At 67.8% G+C, this 25,953-nt stretch carries 25 protein-coding genes; 6 read left to right on the forward strand and 19 right to left on the reverse strand.

Annotation, left to right across the window (positions count from 1 at the left end):
• Positions 1-154: 154 nt before the first annotated feature.
• From CBY09_RS07790 to CBY09_RS07800, 3 genes are all read right to left on the reverse strand, one after another.
• The gene (locus CBY09_RS07790; RefSeq protein ID WP_094288584.1) at positions 155-1,228 is read right to left on the reverse strand and encodes an AI-2E family transporter; all 1,074 of its coding nucleotides are present in this window, start codon (positions 1,226-1,228) and stop codon (positions 155-157) included.
• A 178-nt stretch (positions 1,229-1,406) separates the two neighbouring features.
• On the reverse strand, positions 1,407-2,450 hold the full coding sequence (gene purM / locus CBY09_RS07795; RefSeq protein ID WP_094288199.1) for a phosphoribosylformylglycinamidine cyclo-ligase: 1,044 nt from the start codon (positions 2,448-2,450) through the stop codon (positions 1,407-1,409).
• A gap of 80 nt (positions 2,451-2,530) precedes the next feature.
• Complete coding sequence (locus tag CBY09_RS07800) at positions 2,531-3,748, reverse strand: MFS transporter (protein WP_094288201.1); 1,218 nt, start codon at positions 3,746-3,748, stop codon at positions 2,531-2,533.
• Positions 3,749-4,019: 271 nt separating this feature from the next.
• Between CBY09_RS07800 and hda the strand changes: the two genes are divergently transcribed.
• From hda to folK, 4 genes are read left to right on the forward strand one after another with little or no spacing between them, the layout of a single operon-like run.
• Positions 4,020-4,718 (forward strand): DnaA regulatory inactivator Hda, encoded by a 699-nt coding sequence (gene hda / locus CBY09_RS07805; RefSeq protein ID WP_063461677.1) that lies wholly within the window; start codon positions 4,020-4,022, stop codon positions 4,716-4,718.
• A gap of 35 nt (positions 4,719-4,753) precedes the next feature.
• Positions 4,754-5,464: a histidinol-phosphatase gene (locus CBY09_RS07810; protein ID WP_094288202.1), complete on the forward strand. Its 711-nt coding sequence runs from the start codon at positions 4,754-4,756 to the stop codon at positions 5,462-5,464.
• 36 nt (positions 5,465-5,500) lie between these two features.
• On the forward strand, positions 5,501-7,102 hold the full coding sequence (gene pcnB / locus CBY09_RS07815; protein WP_094288204.1) for a polynucleotide adenylyltransferase PcnB: 1,602 nt from the start codon (positions 5,501-5,503) through the stop codon (positions 7,100-7,102).
• Positions 7,103-7,113: 11 nt separating this feature from the next.
• Positions 7,114-7,626 (forward strand): 2-amino-4-hydroxy-6-hydroxymethyldihydropteridine diphosphokinase, encoded by a 513-nt coding sequence (gene folK / locus CBY09_RS07820; RefSeq protein WP_094288206.1) that lies wholly within the window; start codon positions 7,114-7,116, stop codon positions 7,624-7,626.
• 259 nt (positions 7,627-7,885) lie between these two features.
• Here the strand turns inward: folK and CBY09_RS07825 are convergent, their stop codons facing one another.
• From CBY09_RS07825 to CBY09_RS07840, 4 genes are read right to left on the reverse strand one after another with little or no spacing between them, the layout of a single operon-like run.
• Positions 7,886-8,866 (reverse strand): Bug family tripartite tricarboxylate transporter substrate binding protein, encoded by a 981-nt coding sequence (locus CBY09_RS07825; RefSeq protein ID WP_094288208.1) that lies wholly within the window; start codon positions 8,864-8,866, stop codon positions 7,886-7,888.
• 32 nt (positions 8,867-8,898) lie between these two features.
• Positions 8,899-9,585 carry a response regulator transcription factor gene (locus tag CBY09_RS07830; protein WP_094288210.1) on the reverse strand — a complete coding sequence of 229 codons (687 nt, stop codon included), beginning with the start codon at positions 9,583-9,585 and terminating at the stop codon, positions 8,899-8,901.
• Positions 9,582-11,801, reverse strand: coding sequence for an ATP-binding protein (locus CBY09_RS07835; protein WP_240515637.1), 2,220 nt, complete (start codon positions 11,799-11,801; stop codon positions 9,582-9,584). The genes CBY09_RS07830 and CBY09_RS07835 overlap by 4 nt, the downstream gene beginning before the upstream one ends.
• 2 nt (positions 11,802-11,803) lie before the next feature.
• Complete coding sequence (locus tag CBY09_RS07840; RefSeq protein WP_094288212.1) at positions 11,804-12,868, reverse strand: CDP-6-deoxy-delta-3,4-glucoseen reductase; 1,065 nt, start codon at positions 12,866-12,868, stop codon at positions 11,804-11,806.
• A gap of 49 nt (positions 12,869-12,917) precedes the next feature.
• Here CBY09_RS07840 and CBY09_RS07845 point away from each other — a divergent pair, with 49 nt between their 5' ends.
• Positions 12,918-13,901: an NAD-dependent epimerase/dehydratase family protein gene (locus tag CBY09_RS07845; protein WP_094288214.1), complete on the forward strand. Its 984-nt coding sequence runs from the start codon at positions 12,918-12,920 to the stop codon at positions 13,899-13,901.
• Here CBY09_RS07845 and CBY09_RS07850 read toward each other — a convergent pair.
• From CBY09_RS07850 to CBY09_RS07880, 7 genes are all read right to left on the reverse strand, one after another.
• Positions 13,889-14,539 carry a DUF4124 domain-containing protein gene (locus tag CBY09_RS07850; protein WP_094288216.1) on the reverse strand — a complete coding sequence of 217 codons (651 nt, stop codon included), beginning with the start codon at positions 14,537-14,539 and terminating at the stop codon, positions 13,889-13,891. The genes CBY09_RS07845 and CBY09_RS07850 overlap by 13 nt on opposite strands.
• Positions 14,540-14,594: 55 nt before the next feature.
• Complete coding sequence (locus CBY09_RS07855) at positions 14,595-15,137, reverse strand: hypothetical protein (protein ID WP_094288218.1); 543 nt, start codon at positions 15,135-15,137, stop codon at positions 14,595-14,597.
• Positions 15,138-15,481: 344 nt separating this feature from the next.
• Entirely contained in the window at positions 15,482-16,441 is a 960-nt protein-coding gene (locus tag CBY09_RS07860; protein ID WP_063462613.1) for a chemotaxis protein, read from the reverse strand.
• A gap of 131 nt (positions 16,442-16,572) precedes the next feature.
• Complete coding sequence (locus CBY09_RS07865; protein WP_094288220.1) at positions 16,573-16,875, reverse strand: antibiotic biosynthesis monooxygenase family protein; 303 nt, start codon at positions 16,873-16,875, stop codon at positions 16,573-16,575.
• Positions 16,876-16,919: 44 nt separating this feature from the next.
• Complete coding sequence (locus tag CBY09_RS07870) at positions 16,920-17,798, reverse strand: LysR family transcriptional regulator (RefSeq protein WP_094288222.1); 879 nt, start codon at positions 17,796-17,798, stop codon at positions 16,920-16,922.
• A gap of 29 nt (positions 17,799-17,827) precedes the next feature.
• Positions 17,828-18,232: a nuclear transport factor 2-like protein gene (locus CBY09_RS07875; RefSeq protein WP_094288224.1), complete on the reverse strand. Its 405-nt coding sequence runs from the start codon at positions 18,230-18,232 to the stop codon at positions 17,828-17,830.
• A 150-nt stretch (positions 18,233-18,382) separates the two neighbouring features.
• Positions 18,383-19,285, reverse strand: coding sequence for a LysR family transcriptional regulator (locus CBY09_RS07880; protein ID WP_094288226.1), 903 nt, complete (start codon positions 19,283-19,285; stop codon positions 18,383-18,385).
• A gap of 110 nt (positions 19,286-19,395) precedes the next feature.
• Between CBY09_RS07880 and CBY09_RS07885 the strand changes: the two genes are divergently transcribed.
• Entirely contained in the window at positions 19,396-20,037 is a 642-nt protein-coding gene (locus CBY09_RS07885) for an NAD(P)-dependent oxidoreductase (RefSeq protein WP_094288228.1), read from the forward strand.
• 55 nt (positions 20,038-20,092) lie between these two features.
• On the opposite strand, the gene CBY09_RS23465 is transcribed toward CBY09_RS07885, so the two are convergent.
• The 5 genes from CBY09_RS23465 to CBY09_RS07910 all read right to left on the reverse strand — a co-directional run bounded on the left by CBY09_RS23465 (position 20,093) and on the right by CBY09_RS07910 (position 25,943).
• Positions 20,093-20,791 carry a CPBP family glutamic-type intramembrane protease gene (locus tag CBY09_RS23465; RefSeq protein WP_108723912.1) on the reverse strand — a complete coding sequence of 233 codons (699 nt, stop codon included), beginning with the start codon at positions 20,789-20,791 and terminating at the stop codon, positions 20,093-20,095.
• 178 nt (positions 20,792-20,969) lie between these two features.
• Positions 20,970-22,250 (reverse strand): TRAP transporter large permease subunit, encoded by a 1,281-nt coding sequence (locus CBY09_RS07895; RefSeq protein ID WP_094288232.1) that lies wholly within the window; start codon positions 22,248-22,250, stop codon positions 20,970-20,972.
• 33 nt (positions 22,251-22,283) lie between these two features.
• Positions 22,284-22,853, reverse strand: a complete 570-nt coding sequence (locus CBY09_RS07900) for a TRAP transporter small permease (RefSeq protein WP_094288234.1) — start codon at positions 22,851-22,853, stop codon at positions 22,284-22,286.
• Between the two features lie 27 nt (positions 22,854-22,880).
• Complete coding sequence (locus tag CBY09_RS07905) at positions 22,881-24,110, reverse strand: fumarylacetoacetate hydrolase family protein (RefSeq protein WP_205734112.1); 1,230 nt, start codon at positions 24,108-24,110, stop codon at positions 22,881-22,883.
• Positions 24,111-24,161: 51 nt separating this feature from the next.
• Complete coding sequence (locus tag CBY09_RS07910) at positions 24,162-25,943, reverse strand: IlvD/Edd family dehydratase (protein ID WP_094288236.1); 1,782 nt, start codon at positions 25,941-25,943, stop codon at positions 24,162-24,164.
• Between the last annotated feature and the right edge of the window lie 10 nt (positions 25,944-25,953).

The following is a 25,953-nucleotide window of genomic DNA, read 5'->3' on the forward strand; positions in this document are numbered from 1 at the left end:
AGCGGCGGTTCCCCTGCGGCATGGTCATCCTGCTGGCAGGGTACTGCTGCGTTTTCGCCGGTGGCAGGGCAATTACCCGCATGGGCGGCAACCGGGGGGCTGCGGCAGCAGGGGATGGCACGGCCCGTGCAGACCTGCGGAGCGTGGCGGGGTGCTACACCAGCCGTGTCGCCACCAGTTCCTTCTTGAGGTAAGCGTAGAACAGCGGCGCGGCCACCAGCCCGGCGGGGCCGAACACGGCTTCGGCCACGAACATCACGGAGAGCAACTCCCACACACCCATCTGCGTGCGGCGGCCCACCACCTTGGCGTTGATCACGTATTCGGCCTTGTGGATCAGGATCAGAAAGCCCAGGCAGGCCGCAGCCGCCAGCGGCGACACCGACAGCCCCACGATGGTGAGCACCACGTTGCACACCAGGTTGCCCACGATGGGCACCAGCCCGGCGACAAAGGTGAAGGTGATGAGCACGGGGGTGTAGGGCAGCTCCATGCCCCACAGCGGCAGCACAAACAGCAGGAACAGGGCCGTGAGCAGGGTGTTGAACGCCGCGATCCAGAACTGTGCTGCCACGATCTGGCGGAAAGCCTCGCCGAACAGGGTGATGCGCAGCCGCAGCTGGTCGGCCAGCGGGCCCAGGGCGCTGCCCAGGGGGCGCACGGCGGCCAGGGAGCCGATCAGCAGCCCCACATAGGCAAACAGCACCCCGGCCAGCCAGGCGCGCCCGGCCATGGCCAGCGCGCCCGCCTTGGCGCCCAGGTAGTTGGCAATCACGCGCTGCAACTCGACGGCTCCATCGGGCAGGTGGCTGGCCATGTCGGGCGGCAGTTTCAGCCGCAGCTCCAGCACCGTGCGGGCCATGTAGTTGAGCAGTTCCTGGTACTGGTGCGGCGCGGCCACCAGGTAGCCGCGCGAATGCGTCAGCCCCACGCCCAGCAGCACCAGGGGCAGCAGCATCACCAGCGCGGCAGCGGCGATTTGGGCCAGGTGCAGGGTGCGGGGTGTTGCCGATGGCTGGCGCAATGCGCGCGCGGCCAGGGCGCCAAACCACCGCGTGAGCGCCCGGGTGAGCAGAAAGCCCAGGCACACGCACAGCAGGCCAGGCAGCAGGCCGCGCCACATCACCAGCAGCAGCACACCGGCCATCAGCAGGTAACTGGCAATCACGACGCCGCGGGTGGCGGGGCGTGCGGGCGTGGCCGCGTCAAAGTCCGTAGCAGGGGGCACACCGTCCACGGGAACGGGCGGTGTGGGGGTTGCCGCAGGCGGCAAGGCAGGGAGGGTGGGACGCGATGCCATGCGCAGTCACCTCAGGAACGGTCTGGTGGGGCGAACACAATCCAAAGCGCAAGCGGCGCGCACAAGCCAGCGCGCGGCTGGCTGTGGCGGGTTGGGGCGAGGGCCTTCAGGCGACCACCACGGCGGCGCCATCGCCGCGTGCGGCAATCGCACCAATGGTGTAGACCTGCTCACCCGCCGCACGCAGCGTGGCAGCCGTGGCCTCAGCGTTGGCAGCATCCACCACCACCACCATGCCGATGCCGTTGTTGAAGGTGCGGTTCATCTCGATGTCGTCGATGCCGGCGGTCTTCTGCAGCCAGGCGAACAGCTCGGTCTGAGGCCAGCTGCCCTTCTTCAGGTGGGCGGCAGTGCCTTCGGGCAGCACGCGGGGAATGTTTTCCAGCAGGCCGCCGCCGGTGATGTGGGCCAGCGCCTTGATGGGGTGCTGGGCCAGCGCAGCCAGCACGTTCTTCACGTACAGGCGGGTGGGTTCCATGATGGCCTGCTTGAAGGGTTTGCCGTCCAGTGTGGCGGGGGCGCTGTCGCCTGCGCGGTCGATGCACTTGCGCACCAGGCTGAAACCGTTGGAATGCACACCGGCCGAGGCCAGGCCCAGTACCACGTCGCCAGGCTTCACATCCCGGCCGGTCAGGATCTTGGACTTTTCGACCGCGCCCACGGCAAAACCGGCCAGGTCGTATTCGCCTGCGGGGTACATGCCGGGCATTTCAGCGGTTTCGCCGCCGATGAGTGCACAACCAGAGAGTTCGCAGCCCTTGGCGATGCCGCCGACCACGGCAGCGGCGGTGTCCACGTCGAGCTTGCCGCAGGCGAAGTAGTCGAGGAAGAACAGGGGCTCGGCGCCCTGCACCAGCACGTCGTTGACGCTCATGGCCACCAGGTCGATGCCCACGGTGTCGTGCATGTTCCATTCAAACGCCAGCTTGAGCTTGGTGCCCACGCCGTCGGTGCCCGAGACCAGCACCGGCTCCTTGTAGCGCTTGGGCACCTCGAACAGCGCGCCAAAGCCGCCGATGCCTGCCAGCACGCCTTCGCGCATGGTCTTCTTGGCCAGCGGCTTGATGCGCTCGACCAGCGCGTCGCCCGCGTCGATGTCAACGCCGGCGTCTTTGTAGGAGATGGGGGTGGAGGAGGCAGAGGAACTCATGGGAGGTGCTTTGGTGCTGGTAGGCCCGCCGAGCGGGCTGGAATCCGAGGATTTTAAGGGGGCTGGGCCGACCGCCCCGCTCAGCCCTGTGTGAGCGGGGGCTTTGGCGGGGTGGCTTCGGTGCGCGCGTGCCACAGCACACCCAGCAGCGCCAGGGTGCTGAACACGCCTCCGGCCAGGAAGGTGGCGCTGGCGCCCCACTGGTCCCACAGCAGGCCAGCCAGGGCGCTCGCGACCAGCAGCGCCACGCCGCTGGCCAGGTTGAACATGCCAAAGGCCGTGCCGCGCAGGTCGGCGGGCGCGCTGACCGCCACCATGGTGGCCAGCAGCCCCTGGGTCATGGCCATGTGCAGGCCCCACAGCGCAATGCCCAGCCAGGCCGCGATGCCGTGGCCGCGCCAGGCCAGCAGCGCGTCGGCCGCGATCAGCACCACCAGGCCCCAGGCCAGCAGGGTGGTGTGGTTCATCCGGTCGGAGAGCTTGCCCAGGGGGTAGGCGCCCAGGGAGAACACCAGGCTCATGAGCACCAGGGCCAGTGGCGTGAGGGCCAGTGGCAGCCCCCCTTGCTGCAGGCGCAGCACCAGAAACGCCTCACTGAACCGCGCCAGCGTGAAGACTGCGCCCAGGGTCACCACCCACCAGTAGTTTTTCCCCAGGCGGCGCAGGTTTTCGCTGCGGATGGGGTTGGTGCGCGGCTGGCCGCTGGGGCGCTCGGGCTCTTTCACGCCGCACACCAGCACCACGATGCACAGCGCGGCCGGGATCACGGCCACCCAGAACACCGCGCGGAAATCGTTGGCCCACAGCAACATCAGCCCCATGGCCAGCAGGGGGCCCAGGAAGGCGCCCACGGTGTCCAGCGATTGCCGCAGGCCGAACGCAGCCCCCCGCTGGTCGGGCGGTGCCAGGTCGGCCACCAACGCATCGCGTGGCGCCGCCCGGATGCCCTTGCCCACCCGGTCGAGCAACCGGGCCGTGATCACCCAGCCCGCCGTGGACGCCAGGGCAAACAGCGGCTTGGACAGGGCGCCCAGCCCATAGCCCAGAACGGCCAGCGGCTTGCGCTTGCCCCACCAGTCGCTCAGCGCCCCCGAAAACACCTTGAGAACCATGGCCGTGCCCTCGGCCGCGCCTTCGATCAGGCCCACCGTGAGCATGCTCACGCCCAGGGCCGTGACCATGAAGACAGGGAGCAGGCTGTGGATCATCTCGGAGGAAATGTCCATGAGCAGGCTGACAAACCCCAGGGCCCAGATGCCAGCGGGCAGGCGTTTGGAGGGGGCGGCGGGAGGTGTCATGGTGCGGGTTCTTGACAGCGGGGTGCGGCGGCGGCGGCAGGGGGGCTGCGCCAGACTAAAATCGGGTCCATTGTCGCCCAGCCCCCTGCCCAGGGAGCCGGTCGCGCCCCGCGCCGTGAGCCACTTTGCCGCTGCACCCCGCCGCAGCCACCCATGGCCGGGCGCCTTCTTCCCATTCTCCTGTGATGCTGCTGCTGAAACTCTCCTCGCCTGCCGCTCCCGCACCGACCGCCACGGGCCTGCCCTTGCCGCCGGGGGGCCGTGCATGATGATGAAGCAACTGGCGCTGGACATCGGCCTGGCCACGGGGCCTACCCTGGCCCGTTTTTTTGCAGGCCCCAACGAGGCAGCGTTGCAGCACCTGCGTTTGGCCGCTGGCGACGGCAGCAGCCAGGCCACCCGCTCGCCCGTGCCCACCTACCTGTGGGGCGAGCCCGGCAGCGGCAAAACCCACTTGCTCAAGGCCGTGCGCCAGGCCCTGCGCGAGCAGGGCGCCAGCGTGGGCTGGCTGGACCCCTCGGTGGCCGAACCGCCGGATTTCAACGAAGACTGGGCCGCCATCGTCATGGACGATGTGCATCTGTACGACACCGCCCAGCAGGCCACGGCCTTCAACTGGTTCGTCAACGCCATCAGCCCCGCCAGCGGCAGCCAGCGCTGGGTGCTGGCTGCGGGCGACCTGCCCCCCGCCGACCTGCCGCTGCGCGACGACCTGCGCAGCCGCCTGGGCTGGGGCCATGTGTTCCAGCTGCAGCTGCTGGGCGAGGCCGAGCGCCGCTCGGTGCTGCGCCAGGAGGCCGACGCGCGCGGCGTGTTCCTGGGCGACGAGGTGATGGACTACATGCTCAACCGCTTCTCGCGCGACCTGGGCAGCCTGATGCAGCTGCTGGACCAGCTCGATGCGTTTGCCTTGCGCACCCAGCGCGCCATCACGATCCCGCTGCTGAAAACCATGCTGGAGTCGGAGTGAAGCGGTGTTTTTCTTTTGTCTCTTTGTAAATCTCAATGACCTCTGAACCACGCCGCCTGCGGCTTGCGCTGTTCGACCTGGACCACACGCTGCTGCCACTCGACTCCGACTACGAGTGGGGCGAGTTCACCATCCGCATCGGCTGGAACGACCCCGTGGAATTCGCGCGCCGCAACGACGAGTTCTACGCCCACTACCAGGCCGGCACGCTCAACGTGCACGACTACGTGCGTTTTGCCACCGAGGCCGTGCGCCTGCGCGGGCCCGAGGCGGCAGCGGCTGCGCACCAGCAGTTCATGCGCGAGGTCATCACCCCCGCCATACAGCCCCAGGCACTCGACCTCATCCGCCAGCACCAGGCGGCGGGCGACGAGGTGCTGATCGTCACTGCCACCAACGAGTTCGTGACCGGCCCCATCGCCCAGGCGCTGGGCGTGCCGCAGCTGCTGGCCGTGCAGCTGGTGCGTGACGCGAGTGGCTGGTACACCGGCGAGATCGACGGCGTGCCCACCATGCGCGAGGGCAAGGTCACGCGCATGGAGCAATGGCTGGCCGCGCGCCAGCTCACCTGGGCCGATGTGGACAGCACGTTCTACAGCGACTCCATGAACGACGTGCCCCTGCTCGAAAAGGTGAACCGCCCGGTGGCCACCAACCCCGACCCGCGCCTGCGCGCCCTGGCCCAGCAGCGCGGCTGGCGCATACTGGACCTGTTTGCCGAGCCTGCCAGCCAGACGGCCGCTTGACCCCTGCGCTCGCAGCCCCCTGATATTTCTCTACCCATGATCAAGAAGTTCATCGACAAACTGCTGGGCAAATCGACGCCCGGCACCTCGGGCGGCAAGCCCCATTTCGGCAAGCGCGAAGAGGTGCCCGCCTCGGTGCACGGCATCAACCCCGAGCTGGTGGACCGCCGCGCCGCCGAGGTGGTGGCCACCCTCAAGCAGGCAGGTTTTGAGGCTTACATCGTGGGTGGCGCGGTGCGCGACCTGCTGCTGGGCCTGCGCCCCAAGGACTTTGACGTGGCCACCAACGCCACGCCCGAGCAGGTCAAGGGCCTGTTCCGCCGCGCCTTCATCATCGGCAAGCGCTTTCGCATCGTGCACGTGGTGCACGGCCGGGGCCGCGAACATGAGGTGATCGAGGTCTCCACCTTCCGCGCCTACCTTGACAACAGCGCCGCAGGCCAGGTCAGCGGCAACGAAAAGACCTCCAAGGCACAACTGGCGGGCATGCAGCACGCCGTGGACGCCAGCGGCCGCGTGCTGCGCGACAACGTCTGGGGCCCGCAGGACGAAGACGCCACGCGCCGCGACTTCACCGTGAACGCCATGTACTACGACCCGGTCAGCCAGATCGTGGTGGACTACCACAAGGGCATCCAGGACGCGAAGAAGAAGACGCTGCGCATGATTGGCGACCCCGCCACGCGCTACCGCGAAGACCCGGTGCGCATCATCCGCGCCGTGCGTTTTGCGGCCAAGCTCAGCCCGCTGGGCTTCACCATCGACGCCAAGTCGGCCGCACCCCTGGTGCAGTCGCAGGCCCTGCTGGCCGAGGTGCCCCAGAGCCGCATGTTTGACGAAATGCTCAAGCTGCTGCAAACCGGCCACGCGATTGCCACCATCGAGCAGCTCAAGAAGCTGGGCATGGCCAAGGGCATCTACCCGCTGCTCGACGTGGCCGTGGAGCGTGCCGACACCCCGTTTGTGAAAGCCGCCCTGGTGGACACCGACCGCCGCGTGAACGAAGGCAAGCCCGTGGCCCCCAGCTTCCTGCTGGCCTGCGTGCTGTGGGAAGACGTGCGCAATGGCTGGCAAGAGCGCCTGAACCAGCGCCAGCACCCGCTGCCCGCGCTGCAGGAGGCCATCGACGAAGTGTTCGACAAGCGCATTGGCGACGTATCGGGCCGGGGCAAGCTGGCCGCCGACATGCGCGAGATCTGGGTCATGCAGCCGCGCTTTGAAAAGCGCGTGGGCAACACGCCGTTCGGCATGGTCATGCAGCCGCGTTTCCGGGCCGGGTTCGACTTCATGCGCCTGCGCGCCGATGTGGGCGAGGTCGAGGAAGCGCTGGCCGAGTGGTGGCAGGACTTCCAGGCGGCCGACGACGAGCGCCGTGACGACCTGATGGACCAGGCACGCGAAGAGCAGAAGGCGCGCCAGAAGGCGCAGCAGCCAGTGGTCAAGCGCGTGCCGCGCAATGCACCGGCGGCAGCCCCGCGCGCTGCGGCTCCGGCGGAGGGCGCGGATTACCCGGAAGAGGGCATGGAGTTCGCCACCGAAGGCAGCGCCCCCAAAAAGCGCCGCCGCCGTCGCCGCAAGCCCGGTGGCGGGGCGGGCGGTGGTGGCGAAGGCGCAGCGCCTGCCACAGCAGGCGAGTGAGTTCGCAGGACATGGGCGTACCGCCCTCCCTGGTCTATGTGGGCCTGGGCGCCAACCTGGGCGAGCGTGAAGCCGCCCTGCGCAAGGCCCTGGGCGCCCTGGGCCAATCCCCTGGCACCCGCGTGCTGCGGGTGTCGCCGCTGTACGGCAGCGCCCCGGTGGATGCTGGCGGCCCAGACTATCTGAACGCCGTGGCCGAAGTGGCCACCACCCTCGCGCCAGAGGCCCTGCTGCAGGCGCTGCAGGCCATCGAACAATCCGCCGGGCGCGAGCGCCCCTACCGCAATGCGCCGCGCACGCTGGACCTGGACATCCTGTGGTTTGGCGACCGGGTGATCGACACCCCCACCCTCACCGTGCCCCACCCCCGCATGGACGAACGCGCCTTTGTGCTGCGCCCCCTGGCCGACCTGGTGCCCGAACGGGTGAGCGCTGCCGCCTTGCAGGCCGTTGCCGCGCAGAGCATCTACCGGCTGGCCGGTGCGGACTGGGCAGAGGGTGCTGTGGGTGGTGATTGCTCCTGATTTAGGAGCTGCTGGCGCTTGATGGGCGGGCGCAAGAGGCCAAAAAGCCTAAAAAAACCGTGCACTTGACTCCCCCGCACCCTATGACGCGGGTGCGGCCCCATGCCAGCGCCACCGTGGAACCGGCTCTGCCGGGCCACGGGTGGCGTCCCCCCTGGGGCTGAGAGGCCGCAACTCCCAGCCTGCCTGCGCAGGCTTGGACGGCGTCGAAGAGCTGCCGCCTCTGGCAGCGGCGCCGAGTGGGTTGTGGCTCAGGGGGTCAATCCACCTTCGCGCCGGACGCCTTCACCACCTGCTGGTACTTGGCACGCTCGCTGGCCATGAAGCTGTCGAACTGCTGCGGCGTGGTGGCCACGGGTTCGGCCAGCAGGGCGCCGAAGCGGGTCTTGGTCTCGGGTGCGTTCAGCGCTGCGACAAACGCCTTGTTCAGCTTGTCGATGATGGGCTTGGGGGTGGCCGCAGGGGCGACCAGGCCCCACCAGGTGTCGATGGAGAAGCCCTTGAACGTAGCCGACAGCGGGGGCACGCCCGGCAGCGACGCCGAGGCATCCAGCGAGGTCACGGCCAGCGCCTTGAGCTTGCCCGCGCGGATGTTGGGCGCGGCGGCGGCGAGGTTGTCGATGTTGAAGTCCACCTCGCCCGCCAGCAGCGCGAGCTGGGCCGGGTTGGCACCCCGGTAGGGGATGTGCAGCGCGAAGATGCCCGCACGCTGCTTGAACATTTCGCCCGCCAGGTGGCCTGCGCTGCCGTTGCCGCCGCTGCCATAGTTGAGCTTGGCGGGGTTGGCCTTGGCGTAGGCGATCAGGTCGGCCACCGAGTTGATCTTGAGCTGCTCGGCCTTGGCGGCGTTCATGACCAGCACGTTGGGCACGCGCACCATCTGCGTGATGGCTGCAAAGTCCTTGCCTGCGTCATACGGCATGCGCGCATACAGCCAGGGGTTGACCGCATGGGTGGCGGTGGCGGCGATGCCAATGGTCAGGCCGTCGGGTGCAGCCTTGGCAATGGCGTCGGCGCCGATGTTGCCGCCCGCGCCGCCCTTGTTGTCGATGATCACCGTGCCCAGCGAATCGCGCACGCGCTCAGCCAGTGCACGCGCCGTCACGTCGATGGGGCCGCCGGGGGCATACGGCACGATCAGGCGGATGGGTTGGCCCGTGTCCTGCGCCGAAGCGATGGAAGAAGAAAAAACCGTTGCGGCGGCAACGGCACTGGCGAGGAGGATGTTTCTGCGGTTCATGGGTGCATTGTGCTAAAAATTCGTAAGAAGGCTTACGAAAACCTGGACGGAGGGTCTTCGGCAAGTCCCAGTTCTTCCACCAGCTTGCCCAGCTCGTGCGACGAGCGGATGTCCAGCTTTAAAAAGATGGCGGAGCGGTGCGTGTCCACGGTGCGGGGGTCGATGGGGCGGTCGGGGTCGCGCTGCGCCAGGGCGCGGGCGACCTCCTTGCTGCTGATGCCCGTGGCCACCAGGCGTGCCACCTCCTGCTGGCGCGGGCTCAGCGCGTTCCAGCGCTCCAGCAACCAGGCGCGGCGCTGCGCCTCGGCAGCCACCTCGTGCGACAGGTGGGCCGCGCGCTGCACGGCGGTCAGCAAGGTGGCTTCGTCGCAGGGCTTTTCCAGCCAGTCCACCGCGCCTTGCTTGACGGCGGCCACGGCCGAGGCCAGCTCGCCGTGGGCGGACAGGAACACGGTCTTGAGCACCGTGCCGCGCTGGCGCATGGCCTCGAACACCTGCAGGCCACTCATGCCGTCCATGCGCAGGTCCAGCAGCACGCAGCCGGGCTGGGCGAGGTCGGCCTGGGCCAGAAACTCTGCCCCGCTCGCAAACACCTGGGTCTGGTGGCCACGGGCCAGCAGCAGGGCCGCCAGCGAGTGGCGTACGCCTGCGTCGTCGTCCACGATGTAGACCTGATGATGAGGCGGGGCGGAGGGCTGGGCCGTGGGGTGGTCGTTCATGGCAAGGTCGCAGCGGATGTGGAGGTCTGGTGCAGGGGAAGCCTTATCTCGAAGATCGCGCCACCCCCTTCGCGGTTGCGGGCCAGCAGCTCGCCGCCCATGCTCTCGACGATGGAGCGGCAGATGTTCAGGCCCAGGCCCAGGCCGCCTTCGCGGGTGGTGAAAAACGGCTCGAACAGGCGCTCGGCAATCTCGGGCGCGAGGCCGGGGCCCCGGTCCAGCACCTGCAGGGAGGCATGGCCGTCCTCGGCCGCCGTGCGCAGCAGCAGCTCGGTGCCGTGGGCGGGCGCTGCCTGGGACTGCATCGCCTGCAACGCGTTCAGCCCCAGGTTCAGCACCACCTGCTCCAGCAGCACGCGGTCGGCGCTCACCCGCACGGGCTCGCGGGCCAGGTCCAGGCGCACGGCCACGCTGTGTCGACGGGCCTCGGCACGCAGCAGCAGGGCGAGCGACTGGTCCACGGCGGCGTTCAGGTCGCAGGGCTCGCGGGCCGCCGGGTGCTGGCGCACCCAGTGGCGGATGCGGCCCACGATATCGGCCGCGCGCAGTGCCTGGGCCGAGAGCGCGGCCAGGGTCTCGTTCAGCAGCTCGGGCTTGTCCTGTGCAGCCAGGGATTTGGCGGCGGCCGCGTAGTTGACCAGGGCGGCAAGTGGCTGGTTCAGTTCGTGCGCCAGAGTCGAAGCCATCTCGCCCACGGTGATCACACGCTGCACGCGCTGCAGCTGGGCCTCGCGCTGCTGTTGCTGCTCTTCGGCGCGTTTCTGGGCCGTGATGTTCACCACCGAACTCATCCAGCCGATGTGCTGGCCATGGCCGTCGATGAGGCGGGTGGTGTAGAACATGGTGTAGACGTCCGAGCCATCGCGGTGGCGCAGGCGGTTTTCGCGGCCCTGGGGCGATGCCTTGCCGGCCAGCACGGTGTCGCTGTCGTTCCAGTGCCGGTCCAGCTCGTCGGGGTGCCAGTAGGGATAGGGCGGCAATTGGCCGATGAGTTCGTCGGCGCGGTAGCCCACCATGTCGCACATGGCGGCATTCACATAGACGATGCGGCCTTCCAGGTCGCGCGCGCGCATGCCCACCAGCAGCGAGTCTTCCATCGACTGGCGGAAGGCCTGGGCTTGCTGCAGCGCGTGGGTGCGCTCCTGCACGCGCTGCTCCAGCCCGATGCGGGCCTGGTGGTTCTCGGCCAGGCGGCGTTCGCGCAGCTGCCAATACAGTGCGCCCAGCACCAGCAGGCCCGAAGCCAGCGTGGCCAGCGCCCAGGCCTGCTGGCGCGCCACGGTCACCACCCGGCTGTCGGCCGTCACGGTGAGTGTCCAGCCCAGATCGGGCAGCGCTTCCTCGAACGCCAGGTACCGCTTGCCATTGCCCTCCAGGTGCAGTTCGGCGCCAGGCTGGTTGCCTTGCTGGCGCATCATCCAGGGCACGGGGCGGGGCGTCCAGCCGGTGCCATATTGTTCGTTGTGCTGCAGCTGCTGCACGTCGGCGGCGGGTACGGGGCGGCTGGTGCGGTAGAGCCAGCTGGGCTCGGAGCCCAGGAACACGATGCCGCGTGCGTCTGTCACGAACACCGGGTCGCGCAGCTGCTCCCAGGGGTTCGCGATGGGCTCCATGCGCACTTTCACGGCCACCACACCAATCACCCGGCCGTTGTCGTGCACGGGGGCCGACACAAACAGGCCGGGTTCGCCCGTGGTCTTGCCCACGCCGTAAAAGCGCCCGGTGTCGCCGCCCAGTGCATCGTGAAAGTAGGGGCGGTTGCGGTAGTTCTGGTGCACAAAGCTGTTGGGCGTGTCCCAGTTGCTTGATGCAAGGGTGAGGCCCTGCGGGTCCATCACATACAGCATGTCGGAGCCCGCGTGCTCGTTCACGGCCTGAAGGTAGGCGTTGGCGGCGTCGCGCACTTCCTGGGATGCGGGGTGGTGCAGCAGCTGGCGCACCAGTGGGTGCTGGGCGGTGGTGAAGGGCAGGTAGTTGTAGCGCGTGGCCACGCCCCGCAGCGCCAGGGCCTGCACCTCGCCCGAGCGGCGCAGGTTGTCCCACTGGGCATCCCGCTCGTTTTGGGCCGCCCATTCACCGGTCGCCACCACCAGCAGAGCGGCCACACACAGCAGCGCTGCGATGAACCCCGCGCCCCGGCGCAGCCGGGGCAAGCGGTGTGAAGGGCGCGGGGCACCGGCCTCGGCAGAGTCGGCGGGCGCCGCGCGCGGGTACACGGTCAGCCGCCGTGTTTATCGGCTTCGGAGGTGAAGGAGTCGGCGAAGAACTCTTCGGGTGGCAGGCCGCGCTGGGCGCTGTAGGCCGCGCGGGCCGAATCGACCACGATGGGCGCGCCGCAGGCATAGACCTGGTGGCCGGAGAGGTCAGCAAAATCATCCAGCACGGCCTGGTGCACAAAGCCCGTGCGGCCGCTCCAGCCGTCTTCGGGCAGGGCGTTGGAGATGACGGGGATGTAGCGCAGCCAGGGCAGCTCGGCCGCGCGGGCCAGCACCCAGTCATTCATGTAAAGGTCTTCGGGGCGGCGGCCACCCCAATACAGCGCGGTGGGGCGGGTGATGCCCTTGAACTGCAGGTGCTCGATCAGCGCCTTGATGGGCGCAAAGCCCGTGCCCGAGGCCACCAGCACGATGGGCTTTCCCGAGTCCTCGCGCAGGAAGAAACTGCCAAACGGGCCTTCCACACGCAGGATTTCCTTTTCCTTCATCGCGCCGAACACATGGTCGGTGAACTTGCCGCCCGGCATGTGGCGGATGTGCAGTTCCACCCCGGGCGCCTCGGTCTGGGTGTGGGGGGCGTTGGCCATCGAATACGCGCGGCGCGCGCCATCACGCAGGATGAACTCGATGTACTGGCCCGCGTGGTAGCGGAAGGTGTCGGCGGCGGGCAGCTGCAGGCGCACCTGCATCACGTCCGGCGACTTTTTCTCCAGCGTGGACACGCGCACCGGCATCTTCTTGATGGGGTAGGCGCTTTCGTCGGTGACCTGACGCGATTCGAGCACCACGTCCGACAACGGCTCGGCGCAGCAGGTAAGCACCAGGCCTGCGGCTTCTTCGTCGGCGCTGAGCGCCTTGGGCTGGTGCTCGCCGTGGCGCACCGTGCCGCTGATCTTCTTGCACTTGCACGAGCCGCAGGCGCCGTCCTTGCAGCCATAGGGCAGGCCCACGCCGTTCTGGATGGCGGCGCCCAGGATGGTCTGGCCTGTAGTGGCACTGAAAGCGCGGCCGCTTGGCTGCACGGTGATCTGGAACGCTGCGGTGGTGGCAGCCTCGGCGCTGGTCATGTTGTGGGTATCCTCGGGACGTGTTCTATCCAAGCAAACGGCCCCGATTTTGCCTTCAAACCAAAACCCCCTTGGCGCCCTGCCGGCGCGCTTTCGCCGTGAACGCCTGCTCATCGTGGGCTGTGGTGACGTGGGTCAACGTGTGGTGCGTGACCTGAACACCGGCCCGGGTGCGGGGCGCCTGCAGGTGCTGGCGCTCACCTCCAGCCCGTCCCGCGTGGCAGGGCTACGCCGTCTGGGCGCGCGGCCATTGCTCGGCAACCTGGACGATGCCGCCACGCTGCGCCGCCTGTCGGGCGTGGCCACGCGGGTGCTGCACCTGGCGCCGCCGCCCGGTGAAGGCGCAGGCGGCGCTGCCTGGTGGGCCGACCCGCGCACCGTGGCACTGGCCCGGGTGTTGCGGCTGCGCAGCCTGCCGGTGTCGCTGGCGTATGCGTCCACCAGTGGGGTGTATGGCGATTGCCAGGGCGCTTTGGTGCCCGAGACGCGGCCCCTGGCCCCCGCCACGCCCCGTGCGCAGCGCCGGGTGAATGCCGAACGTGCTGTGCGCCACCTGGGCCGTGCCGGGGTACGCGCCAGCGTGCTGCGCATTCCGGGCATTTATGCCCCCGACCGCGAGGGGGGCACGCCCGAGGCCCGTCTGCGGCGCAGAACGCCGGTGCTGGTGCCCGAGGACGATGTGTTCACCAACCACATCCACGCCGACGATCTGGCGCGCGCCAGCGTGGCCGCGTTGTGGAAGGGGCGGCCGCAACGCGCCTACAACGTGAGCGATGCGACCCACATGAAGATGGGTGATTACTTCGATCTGGCGGCCGACCTGTATGGCCTGCCGCGCCCGCCCAGGGTGCCGCGCAGCACGGCGCAGGAGCAGTTGTCCTTGATGCTGCTGAGCTTCATGGGCGAGTCGCGCCGACTGGACAACCGGCGCATGTTGCAGGAGCTGGGGGTGCGGCTGCGCTACCCCAGCGTGGGGCAGGGGCTGCGGGGTTTGCGCGTGGCGGATGTATCGGCAGGCGCTCAGCGCGGGTAGACGTTGCCCTGGCTGTCGTAGCAGCGAAACACGTTGCAGTGCGTGAATTTTTTCGGCTCCGGGGCCGGAGCGGGCTGGGGGGTGGGGCGCACTGGGTGGCGGGGTGGTACGACCACCACCACCGGCGCCGGGGTGGTGTTGACCGTGGTGGGGCGCGATGCACGGGCCTTTTCCACCTCTGCGTAGCCTGCAGGGCCCAGGCAGTCCAGGTCCATCTGCCGCTGGGCGGCCTCCACGCGCTGGCTTTGTTCGTAGCTGCCCCCGCTGCTGCTCAGCACCACATCTAGATTGCGGCGTGAGCGTGCACATTCGGGCGACCGCGCGTAGTCCGGGGTGGCGGGCCGGGCGCTGTCGCGCTGGGCATTTCGCAGGGCTTCGGTTTCTGCGGCCTTGTTCTCGGCCTCCTGGCGTTTTTGCTTGAGCGCCAGTGCTTCGGCGGCCTGCTCACGTTCGCGCTGGATTTCCTCCGGCGTCTTGCGTGCTTCCACCTCACGCGCCGTGGCGCCGCCTGCACATTTGCCATCGGTGTAGGTCACCTTGCCGGTGGCGGGGTCGGTGCAGCGCACCACCTGGGCCTGGGCGGCGGTGCCGATCCAGGCCACACACAGGCATGCGAGGAGATGCTGGGCTCGGGTCATGGGGGCACCGCTCAAAAAGTGGGTTCATTCGACTGCCAAAGCCAGGCGACGCGGCTCAGGGCTGTTCCTGGCTGTTCGAGAACTGGCGCGAGCGCCAGTCCTGCGGATGGGGCGTGTAGCTACCGGGGGCCAACTGCCCGGGGTTGCGGTTGCGCCGGTCTTCTGCGGCGCGGCGGTCGCGCTCGGCCTGCTCGCGGCGGGCCTGGTCGCGCTCGCGGGCGCGGCGGTCGGCGTCGCGGGCCTGTTGTTCGCGTTGGTCCCGCTCGCGGGCCGCACGGTCCCGTTCGGCACGGTCGCGGTCACGCTCCCGTTCGCGCCAGTCGTTGCGGTCGCGGTCCCTGTCCCAGCGGTTGTCATGCCGGTCACGCCCGCCGTAGTAGACGGGGGGCGGTGGCGGGGGCGAGTAGATCACCCCGGGCGCGCGGTATACGGGCGGGGCCTGGTACACCGGCGGTGGGGCGCTGTAGATGTACCCCGGCTGTTCGTACACCTGGTAACGCGGGGGCTCGTAGTACGGATCGCCTGGCACGGTGGCGCACCCCGTTGCAAGAACCCCCAGGGCCGAGGCAGAAAGGATGCGGGCGAGTGTGTAGGTCATGGTGTTCAGACTCCGGCCCGGGGTGCGCGTTCCACCCGGGTCCGTAAAGCCCCTGAAAAACACCCCGGTGGGATGTTACAAATTTCAAAGGCAGGCGTGGGCTGTGCCAAGCCCTTTAGCGTTTGGCGCCGCCATTTGGTTGACCGCTCCGGGGCGCCTGCCGGGCGGTACCTCGGCCCGCACCGGGTCCAACGCTTCGCTGCCTTGTGTGGGTATCAAAATTGATAGCTTAAAAGGCATGCTGGACGCGCGCAAACGGCCAAAAAACATCGAAACATGCGTCTGCCTACTGCCCTTCACGCCGTGCGCGGGCGTGGTGGCGGGCAGCAGGGCGGCGGCCGGGCTTACTTGGGCAGCACGCGGCGGATCGTGTCTGCCAGGTCTTCGGCCACAAACTTGGCCACATAGCCGTCGGCGCCCACGCTGCGCACATGGTCTTCATTGGCCGAGCCCGACAGCGACGAGTGAATGACCACCGGCAGGCCATGGAAGCGCGCGTCCTGCTTGATGTTGCGGGTCAGGGTGAAGCCGTCCATCTCCGGCATTTCCAGGTCGGTCAGCACCATGGCCACACGGTCGAGCACCGTTTTGCCTTCGGCCTCGGCGCTTTTGGCGATGGCGTTGAGCCGGTCCCAGGCTTCCTTGCCCGACTTGACCATCTCGTAGGGGGCGTTGAGCACCTTGAGTTCCTGCTCGATCAGCGAGCGGGCCACGAACGAATCGTCTGCAGCCAGGACGATGGTGCCGGGCTTGAGCTTGAGCTTGGCGCCCACCTTCTCTTCGGTCACCTCATGGCCGTCAGACGGCGACACCATCTGCAGGATGGCTTCCACGTCCAGCACCTGTGCCAGGCGGGACTCGTCGGTGTTGCCGTCCAGCCGGGCGATGCTGGTGACCAGCTTGCCTTTGGCGCCGCTGGTTTCGGCCGACAGCACCTGTTTCCAGTCCAGCCGCACGATGTCTTCCACCGATTCGACCGCAAACGCCTGGGTGGTCCGTGCGTATTCGGTCACCAGCATGATGTTCAGGCCCGTCTGGGGCTTGCAGCCCACGATGGAGGGCAGGTCCAGCACCGGGATCACCTGGCCGCGCAGGTTGACCACCCCGAGCGAATGGGGCGTGGTGCCTGCAATGGGGGTGATGCTGGGCATGGCCACGATCTCGCGGATCTTGAAGACGTTGATGCCGAACAGCTCGGACTTGTTCAAGGCGGTGTCGGTGCCCAGGCGGAACAGCAGCAGCTCAAACTTGTTGGTGCTGGTGAGGTTGGTCCGCTCGTCGATGTCCTGCTGGATGGCTTTCATGATGGGTCCTTCGCGCAGAAATGAAGATACGCGCTTTTACAAATTCTAGGACCCAAACGGCGTGTGCAGTGCGCTAAATCTTCAGGCAATACCCGAATAGTGCGCCGCAGCATGCGGGCGTGGTGGCGCCGTCACATACCGGCCAGCGCCACGGGCTCGAAGTGCACAACCGTGGGGAAGGGGTCATAGAAATGGTGCAGCAGCTGCTTCCACTCCTGGTACTGGGGAGATTTTCGAAACCCCACCTCGTGGTCGGCCAGGGTGGCCCAGCGCACCAGCAATACATAGTCCTGCGGCCGCTCCAGGCAATGACCCAGCTCATGGGAGATGTAGCCGGGCATGGAGGCAATGATGCGCTGCGCCTGGGCAAAAGCCCGTTCAAACGCACTGTTCTGGCCGGGGCGGACGGTGAGGTGGGCAATTTCCAGAATCATGGGGTGGCCAGAGGGGTTGCAACAGGGGTGGATGGGGCGGGGGATCAGACCACATTGCTGCGCTGCATGGGTTCGGGCTGGGCAGCGGCGGCCTTCATTCCGTCCGCCAGGCGGTGCAGCAGCCCGAGCAGGGGCGCGTCCGACGCGTCGCAGGCCAGGCCAATGTGGCGCGAAAAGGCCAGGGGCCCGTCCAGCGGGCGGGTGAGCGCGCGGCGCGCCTGGGCTGCATGCGACTGCGGCACCACGGCCAGGCCCATGCCCGCGTCCACCATGTGCAGCAGCAGCTCCTCGCGCGCAGCGCTGGCCTGCACCTGCAGCGCAATGCCCCGCTCTGCCAGCAGGCGGATGAAGGATTGGTGCAGCGGACAATACGGCCACTCGATGAGGGGCAGGTTCTCAATGTCTGCTAGGCCAAAGCGCTTCTTGAAGCGCAGCGGGTGCTGCTCGGGCACCAGCATCACATAGGGCTCGTACCACAGCGGCACAAAGGTGTCGCCAGGCGGCTTGCAGTGCTCGGCCACCATGCGCAGCCGGGCTTCTTGTGCGCTGGCGGTGAGCCGCACCATGGTGTGGGGCCACTCCTGCGCAATCTGTGTGAACAGGGGGGCAGCGGGCTGCACCATCAGGTCGTCCTGCAGGAAGATGCCCAGCGTTTCGCGCGGTGCATCGCGAAAGTCGCGCACCATGGCGCTGGACTGGGCCAGCAGGCTGCAGGCGCGCGGATACAGCCGGTGCGCGGCGGGCGTGGGCGCCAGGCCCTGGCGGCTGCGCTCGAACAGGGTGGTTTCGAGCGCATCCTCCAGCCCCTTGATAGCCATGCTGATAGACGGCTGCGCCACAAAACAGCGGCGCGATGCGGCAGTGACCGAGCGCTCTTCATAGGCCGCCACAAAGTAGCCCAGGGCGCGCAGGTCAAACAGCATGGTGGCGGGGCCTTTCTTGGATCAGGTTGTCAGACCGGGGTGATGGTGGTGACCGTTTCCCGGAAGTAGTCCACCTGGCCATCGCGCGAATGGCTGGTGATCCAGGTCACGGATTCCACTTCGCGCTGTTGTACCGCATAAAAGAAACGCTGGTGAAAGTGCGTGAGCACCCAGTCGTTGCCCAGCGGCTGGCTGTGGGTGTGCAGGATCTTCGTGCCGCGCGGGAACACCTCCACCCCGAGGCGCTGCACCACGGCCATCGCCTCGGCCTTGTTGCGGGCGATTTGCCAGCTGGTGTCGGCATCGTCGCGGTAGTGGTCGATGCGGAAGTCCACATCATCGGCAATGGTGGCCAGCAGCGTGGGCACGTCCTGCTGTTCAAAGGCGGTCAGCACGCGGTCGATGGGGAAGGTGAGCGGCGGGTTGGTCGTCATGTCAGGTCTCCGGTGGGTGGTGGGGTCAATCCATCAAACAAACCCTGGCCAGGGAGCCGCCACTGTAGGCAGAGCCCGGCGCCCACACAACGATGGAATTTGTGGGTCTGGGCGATAAAAAACCAATGGGAAGGCGGCCAAGACTGGCACTCAGTCAGAGATCCCGGGCACCTGCCGCAGATAGGCATGCAGTGCCGCAATCGACTGGCGCACCTTGGCGGGCTGCGCATCGCGCTGCGGCGTCACGGCCCAGATGTCCAGCGTGCCAAACGACCACTCGGGCAGCAGCCGCACCAGCCGCCCGGCCTGCAGTGCCTCGTGCGCGTCCATGCTGCCCACCAGCGCCAGGCCCAGCCCGGCCTCGCACATCTGCTGAATGGACAGCTGGTTGTTGCTGGCAATGCGGGGCTCCACCCGCAGCGCGCGCGGCTCGCCCGCCGGGCTGCGAAGGTCCAGCAGCAGCCCGCCCCCTTCACGCGCAAAGCCCAGCCAGCTGTGGGTGAGCAGCGCATCGGGGTCGCGCGGCGCGCCATGCTGCGCCAGCCACTGCGGCGACGCCGCCAGGTACCACTGCATGCCACACAGCCTGCGCGCCGCCCAGGTCGAGTCCGACAGCCGCCCGAAGCGCACCGCCAGGTCGATGCGCGCATTGATGAGGTCGATGGGGGAATCGTCCACCAGCAGCCGCAGGCGCAGCGCCGGGTGGGCGGCCAGCAATTCGCCCAGCGCGGGCGCAATGTGGCGCGCAAAACCCACCGTGGCCGACAGGCGCAGCTCGCCGCTGGGTTCGTCGCGCGAGGCCGCCAGCTCGGCCCGCGCCTGCTCGGCGGCGGCCCACATGGCGGCGCAGCGCGCGTGATAGCGCTGGCCCGCCTCGGTCAGCGCCAGCTTGCGGGTGGAGCGGTGCAGCAGCGTCACGCCGCCATCGCTTTCGAGCTTGCGCACCTGCTGGCTCACGGCCGAGGTGCTCATGCCCAGCGCACGCGCGGCGCCGCTCATCGATCCGTGTTGCACCACGGCGGCAAACACGGCCATGCGTTTGAGGTCTTCCATGGGGTAATTGTGAAGTACAGCTTCAAGGAGAAGGCATTTTTAGCCCTCTACCGCGCACTTTGACAAGCCCGTAATCTCACCCCATCGCAACTTTGACCCCAGGAAACCCCATGAACATCGCCCTGATCGGTGCCACCGGCTTTGTCGGCTCGGCCGTGCTGAATGAACTGCTGCAACGCGGCCACCGCGTGACTGTGCTGGCCCGCAACCCCGGCAAGCTCACCACCCGCGGGGGCCTCACGGTGGTGGCTGCCGACGCGCAAGATGCTGCCCAGGTCGCCCAGGCCGCCGCAGGCCACGACGCGGTGGTGAGCGCCTACAACCCCGGCTGGACGGTGCCCGATATCCACGACCAGTTCCTCAAGGGCACCCGCGCCACCATCGACGGCACCAAGCAGGCCGGCGTGCGCCGCTTTCTGATGGTGGGCGGTGCAGGCAGCCTGTTTGTGGCGCCGGGCCTGCAACTGGTGGACACGCCCCAGTTCCCCGCCGAATGGAAGCAGGGCGCCCTGGCCGCCCGCGAGGCGCTGAACTGGATCCGCACCGAAAACACGCTGGACTGGACCTTCCTCTCGCCCCCCATCCTGCTGCAGCCCGGCGAGCGCTCGGGCCAGTACCGCCTGGGCGACGAAGCCCCGCTGATGAACGGCGAGCAGCCCGGCAGCATCAGCGTGGCCGACCTGGCCGTGGCCATCGTGGACGAGCTGGAAACGCCGCGCCATGTGCAAAAGCGGTTCACGGTGGCGAACTGAGCCTTTCCGGATTGACAGGGTCTGCGCCCAGTGGGCGCAGCCTTTTTTTGTTACTTCAGGAAAAAGCCGCCAGGTCGATCAGTGTGTGGCCCAGCACTATGGGCCACAGGGTTCTCCAGTGCAGGAACCAGCGGCACATCACCCCATGCGCAAAGAAGGCCGCGATCACGCCGTGCCTGCCGTGCTCCCAGTGCGCCAGCGCGAAAATGGTTGATACGCAGAGTGTGAAGCGCATTTCTGAAGGATGTTGGCGGGCACTGGCGTACAGCAGCCATGGCAGCCCAATGAAAAAGATGCTCTCCACCAGCCCTGCGCTGACTGCCGCATAGATTTGCAACGCCGCACCCGCCAGGCCCTGAGGGAAAAGTTGCACCAACTGGAAGCTGCCAGGCGACGGGCCGAGCACCCGCCACGACAGGTTTCTCGCCACCAGAAAGGCCAGCCCTGCGGTGACGAACACCATCAGCCCCTGACCTGTAAGCGGCCACAGGTTTTTTCCGAGCGGCACGAGTCCGTAGTGTGATGGGCGCAATGCGGCTTTGTGGGCGAGCAGCCCCAGCAAGAGAGCCGGAAGCACTATCCATTGAAGCCCGTCAACCGCCCAGAAGGTCGGTGCTCCCCGGCTTCCCAGGGCCGGTAGGTAAAAGCCATTGAGTTGCCAGACGAGCAGCACCGGGATCAGGGACCAGCCCACGAGCAGCTGTTGCCTGGTAGTGAGAAAAAACGGCCGTTTCAATGTCGAGATCAAGCGCATCTCCGGGGTCCTGGTGGGGGGGGCATCCCGTTCACCTGTCTCGGAAAGCTTTGACCGGTGCGGGGAGGATCATCTTCTCCGCCGCCGGATGGCCGAGCCGCATCGCCGAACACCTGGGCGTGAAATAGTCCCCAATGCGCCCCCCAGATACATCTGCAGGCGCGTTCGGCGGGATCTCTCACCCGATAAACCACCGCATTGGCACCAGCACGATCGACGGAAACAGCACCATCAGGAACATCATGGCGAACTGCGCTGCCATGAAGGGGATCACTCCGCGCGTGACTTCGTCCATGCGCATTTTGCCCACACCTGCCACCACGTTCAGCACCGTGCCCACGGGTGGGGTGATCAGCCCGATGGCGTTGTTCATGATGAACAGCACGCCGAAGTAGACCGGGTCGATGCCTGCGGCCTTCACCACCGGCATCAGCACCGGGGTCAGGATCAGGATGGTGGGCGTCATGTCCATCGCGGTGCCCACGGCCATCACCAGCACCATGATGGCGATGAGCAGCAGCGTGGGGTGTTCCATCAGCGGCTTGAGCAGGCCCACCAGCTGGCGCGGGATGTCGGCCACGGTGATGAGCCAGGCGCTGACCATCGCGGCGGCCACCAGGAACATGATCACGGCCGTGGTCTTGGCGGCGCTGATGAATACGTCGGTGAGCTGGCGCCAGTGCAGCTCGCGGTAGACCAGCGTGGCCACCAGCAGGGCATACACCGCAGCTACCGCCGCAGCCTCGGTGGGCGTGAAGACGCCCATCTTCAGGCCCACGATCACGATGACCGGCAGGAACAGCGCCCAGGTCGATTCCTTGAGCGCCTGCAGCTTCTCGGCCCTGGACGCCTTGGGCGGCGGCGTGACGTTTTCGCGCTGAGACACCCAGTACCAGGTGATGGCAATGGCCAGGCCCATCAATAGACCCGGAACGATGCCCGCCAGAAAGAGCTTGCTGATCGACACGTTGGCCGCCACGCCAAACACCACAAAGCCGATGGAGGGCGGAATGACCGGCGCGATGATGCCAGCCGAGGCAATCAGCCCGCCCGCGCGCGCCTTGTCGTGCCCGGCTTTCACCATCATGGGTAGCAGCAGGGCCGCCAATGCAGCGGTGTCCGCCACGGCCGAGCCGGAAAGCGCCGCCAAAAGGCAGGCCGCCAGGATGGCCACAAACCCCAGCCCGCCGCGCCGGTGGCCCACCAGCACCAGGGCCAGCCGCACGATGCGCTGCGACAGCCCACCCACATTCATGATCTCGCCGGCGAGCATGAAGAAGGGCACGGCCAGCAGCGGAAAGCTGTCGGCCCCGTTGATGACGTTCTGCGCCAGGATCTGTGCGTCGAACAGATCCAGGTGCCACATGAGGGCGACGCCGGACACGAGCAGTGCATAGGCAATCGGCACGCCGATGGCCATGGCGGCCAGCAGGGAGCCGAGGAAGATGAATACCGTCATGGGTGGGCTCTCCAGGTCATTGCGGTGCAGGGTTCACTTGCGCGATGCGATGGGCGCCGGAGCCTCGTGGGGCACTTGGCTGCCCACGGCCGCCAGCTCCTCGGATTCGGCGATGCGAACCAGCTCGCCGTCCGGCATCTGGCCCGACACGATGCGCCACAGGTCCAGCGCCAGCAGCAAGCCCGCGGCCACGGCAAACACCACGCCCGACGCATAGAAGATGGCCATGGACGCCCCCGTGACCGGTGCATCCACATCCCAGTTGATGCGCGCCTGCGCCAGCGCGCCGCTGAACAGCAGCCAGGTGCACCAGATCATCAGCGCGTAGCTCAGGCCCAAGCAAATGCGCTGGCCCAGCGGCGGCAGGCGCGCCAGCAAAAAGTCCGTGCCCAGGTGGCCCCGCTCACGCACCGCCACGATGGCGCCCAAAAAAGTGATCCACACAAACAGCCAGCGCGAGACCTCCTCGCTGATGGCGATGCCGGAGTTGAACGCATAGCGCAGCACCACGTTGCCGAACACCATCACCACCATCACGGCCAGCGCCAGGGCAATGAGCAGGTTGATGGCGCGGCAGCAGCGGTCGATGAAGGCGTTCAGCATCTTTGTCTCCTGTTTTTCTTTGGGGCGTCAGAGCGTTGAGCCCTGCAGCAGTCCGCGCTGCGCCAGGTTGGCCATGAAGGCACGCAGACCAAAGCGCCACGGCGGCGCGGCCTCGCTGTGCGCCACGCGGTTGTGCAGGCCACCCAGCCAGGCGCTCTGGATGGACACCAGGTCGCCCAGCTTGTGGGTGAAGCCGCTGCCCGGCTGATCGCGGTCTTCGATGGGCGCGAACAGCGTGCCCATGAACAGCATGAAGCCGTCCGGGTACTGGTGCGCGGCCAGTGTCTGCGCCACCAGGTCCGTGGGGTCGCGGCTGATGCTGGCCATGGTGTTGATGCCGCGCAGCTCGAAGCCGTCCGCGCCCGCCACGCGCAGGTGCACCGTCTCCTTGCGCACCTGTTCCAGCCCGAAGCTGCCGTCAAACAGGCGGATGAACGGGCCTAAAGCGCACGATGCGTTGTTGTCCTTGGCCTTGCCCAGCAGCAGGGCGCTGCGGCCCTCGATGTCGCGCAGGTTCACGTCGTTGCCCAGCGTGGCGCCCACGATCTGGCCCCGGCTGTTCACGGCCAGCACCACCTCGGGCTCGGGGTTGTTCCAGGCCGAATCGGAGCGGATGCCGATGTCGTCGCCACAGCCCACCGAGGCCAGCACGGGCGCCTTGGTGAACACCTCGGCGTCTGGGCCGATGCCCACCTCCAGGTACTGCGACCACAGGCCTTTGTCCTGCAGCAGCGCCTTCAGGCGCATGGCCTCGGGCGATCCGGGGCGGATGTCCGCCAGGTTCTCGCCGATGAGGCCGATGACCTGGCTGCGCAGGCCCTGTGCACGGGTGGCGTCGCCGCGCGCCTGTTCTTCGATCACGCGCTCGATCAGGCTGGCGGCAAAGGTCACGCCCGCCGCCTTCACCACCTGCAAGTCGCACGGGGCCAGCAGCCAGGGGCGCGTGGCGTCGCGCGCGCCGGGCAGGCTGTTGGCCAGCAGGTCTTCCACGCTGCACAGGTACTGGCCGGTGGCGCTGCGCGCAGCTTCGGCCGGTGCCAGGGTGTCCAGCAGCGTGCTCACGGTGGGGTAGTGCGCGCTCAGGTCGAACACGCCTTCAGGCCGCAGTGCCACCACCGCAGGGCCAGGAGCGGCACCACTGGGCACCCACACCCTGCCCACCAGCGTGCCTTGCAAGCCGTCGTCGGGAAGCACTTGCAATGTTGCCTGGGGCGCACGGGCCCGTTCGGCAACTGCCGCTGCCGTCATATCGTTCATGGTGAGTCCTTCGAAAAAACGGGCGAGCGCCGGTGGCCCGCCCGTTGGTTGTCAGTGGTTGTGGCGCGGCGTCTTTTCGGAGATGCGCTGAAATGCCAGCGCAAAGTCCAGCGTGGCGCCGTCGGCCAATTGCCCTGTTTTTTCGCGGTACAGCGCCTCCCAGGGCGACTGGCTTGCGGGCACCGGTGGGGCGGGCAGGTCGCGCTGTCGGCGCGCGATCTCTTTGGGTGACACCAGCGCATCGCAGCGTCCGGTGTTGAGGTCGATGCGGATCGTGTCGCCACTTTGCAGCCAACTCAGCCCGCCGCCCACGGCGCTCTCGGGCGATGCGTTGAGGATGGAAGGGCTGTCTGCCGTGCCCGACTGGCGCCCGTCGCCCAGCGTGGGTAGGGTGTTGACGCCGCGCCGGATCAGTGCGTCGGGCGGCTGCATGTTCACCACTTCGGCCGAGCCGGGCCAGCCGATGGGACCCGCGCCGCGCATCACGAGGATGCAGCCTTCGTCGATGTTCAGAGTTGGATCGTTGATGCGCGCGTGGTAGTCGTCCGCGCCCTCGAACACCACGGCACGGGCTTCGAAGATGCCCTCCTGCCCCGGGCGGCTCAGGTAGCGCTGGCGGAAGGCTTCGGAGATCACCGAGGTCTTCATGATCCCGAAGTCGAACAGGTTGCCGCTGAGCACCATGAACCCCGCCTTGTGCATGAGCGGGTTGCTGAACGGGCGGATCACCTCGCGGTCATGGGTCTCGCGGCCTTGCAGGTTCTCGCCCACCGTCTTGCCGGTCACGCTGGCGCAGTCGCCGTGCAGCTTGCCCGCCTGCTGCAGCTCCCACATCAGCGCGGGCACGCCACCGGCGCGGAAGAAACGCTCGCCCAAAAACTGGCCCGCAGGCTGCATGTTCAGCAGCAGGGGCAGGTCGTAGGCGTGGTCGGTCCAGTCCTGCGCGTCCAGCTGCACGCCCGCGTGCCGCGCCATGGCCATGATGTGCACTTGCGCGTTGCTGCTGCCGCCCGCCACGCTGACGACCGACAGCGCGTTCAGGAAACTCTCGCGCGTCAGGATGCGCGAGGGGCGCAGGTCTTCATACGCCATTTCCACGATGCGGCGCCCGGTCTCGTACGCCATCTGCCCGCGCTCGCGGTACGGCGCCGGGATGGCGGCGCAGCCCGGCAGCGACAGGCCCAGCGCCTCGGCCACCGCGTTCATGGTGGAGGCCGTGCCCATGGTGTTGCAGTGCCCGGCCGAGGGCGCGCTGTTGCAGGCGCGCTGCAGAAACTCTTCTTCGTCGATCTCGCCCGCAGCCAGCTGGCGGCGGCTACGCCAGATCACGGTGCCCGAGCCCACCAGCTGCCCTTCGTGCCAACCATCGAGCATCGGTCCGCCCGACAGCACGATGGCCGGGATGTCTACCGTGGACGCGGCCATGATGCCGGCCGGCGTGGTCTTGTCGCAGCCCGTGGTCAGCACCACCGCGTCGATGGGGTAACCGTACAGGATCTCCACCAGCCCCAGGTAGGCCAGGTTGCGGTCCAGCGCGGCGGTGGGGCGGCGGCAGTTTTCAAAGATGGGGTGGACGGGGAACTCCATTGGGATGCCGCCCGCATCGCGGATGCCGTCGCGCACGCGGCGCGCCAGGTCCAGGTGGATGCGATTGCAGGGCGACAGGTCGCTGCCCGTCTGCGCAATGCCGATGATGGGCCGGCCCGAGCGCAGCTCTTCGGGTGTGAGCCCGTAGTTCATGAACCGCTCCAGGTACAGCGCGGTCATGTCCGAGCGCGCGGGTGCGGCAAACCAGTCGCGGGAGCGGAAGGGACGGCGGGGTGTTTTTGTCATGGGGTCGGAG

This window comes from Acidovorax kalamii (assembly GCF_002245625.1).
In the GTDB taxonomy this organism is placed as follows: domain Bacteria; phylum Pseudomonadota; class Gammaproteobacteria; order Burkholderiales; family Burkholderiaceae_C; genus Acidovorax; species Acidovorax kalamii.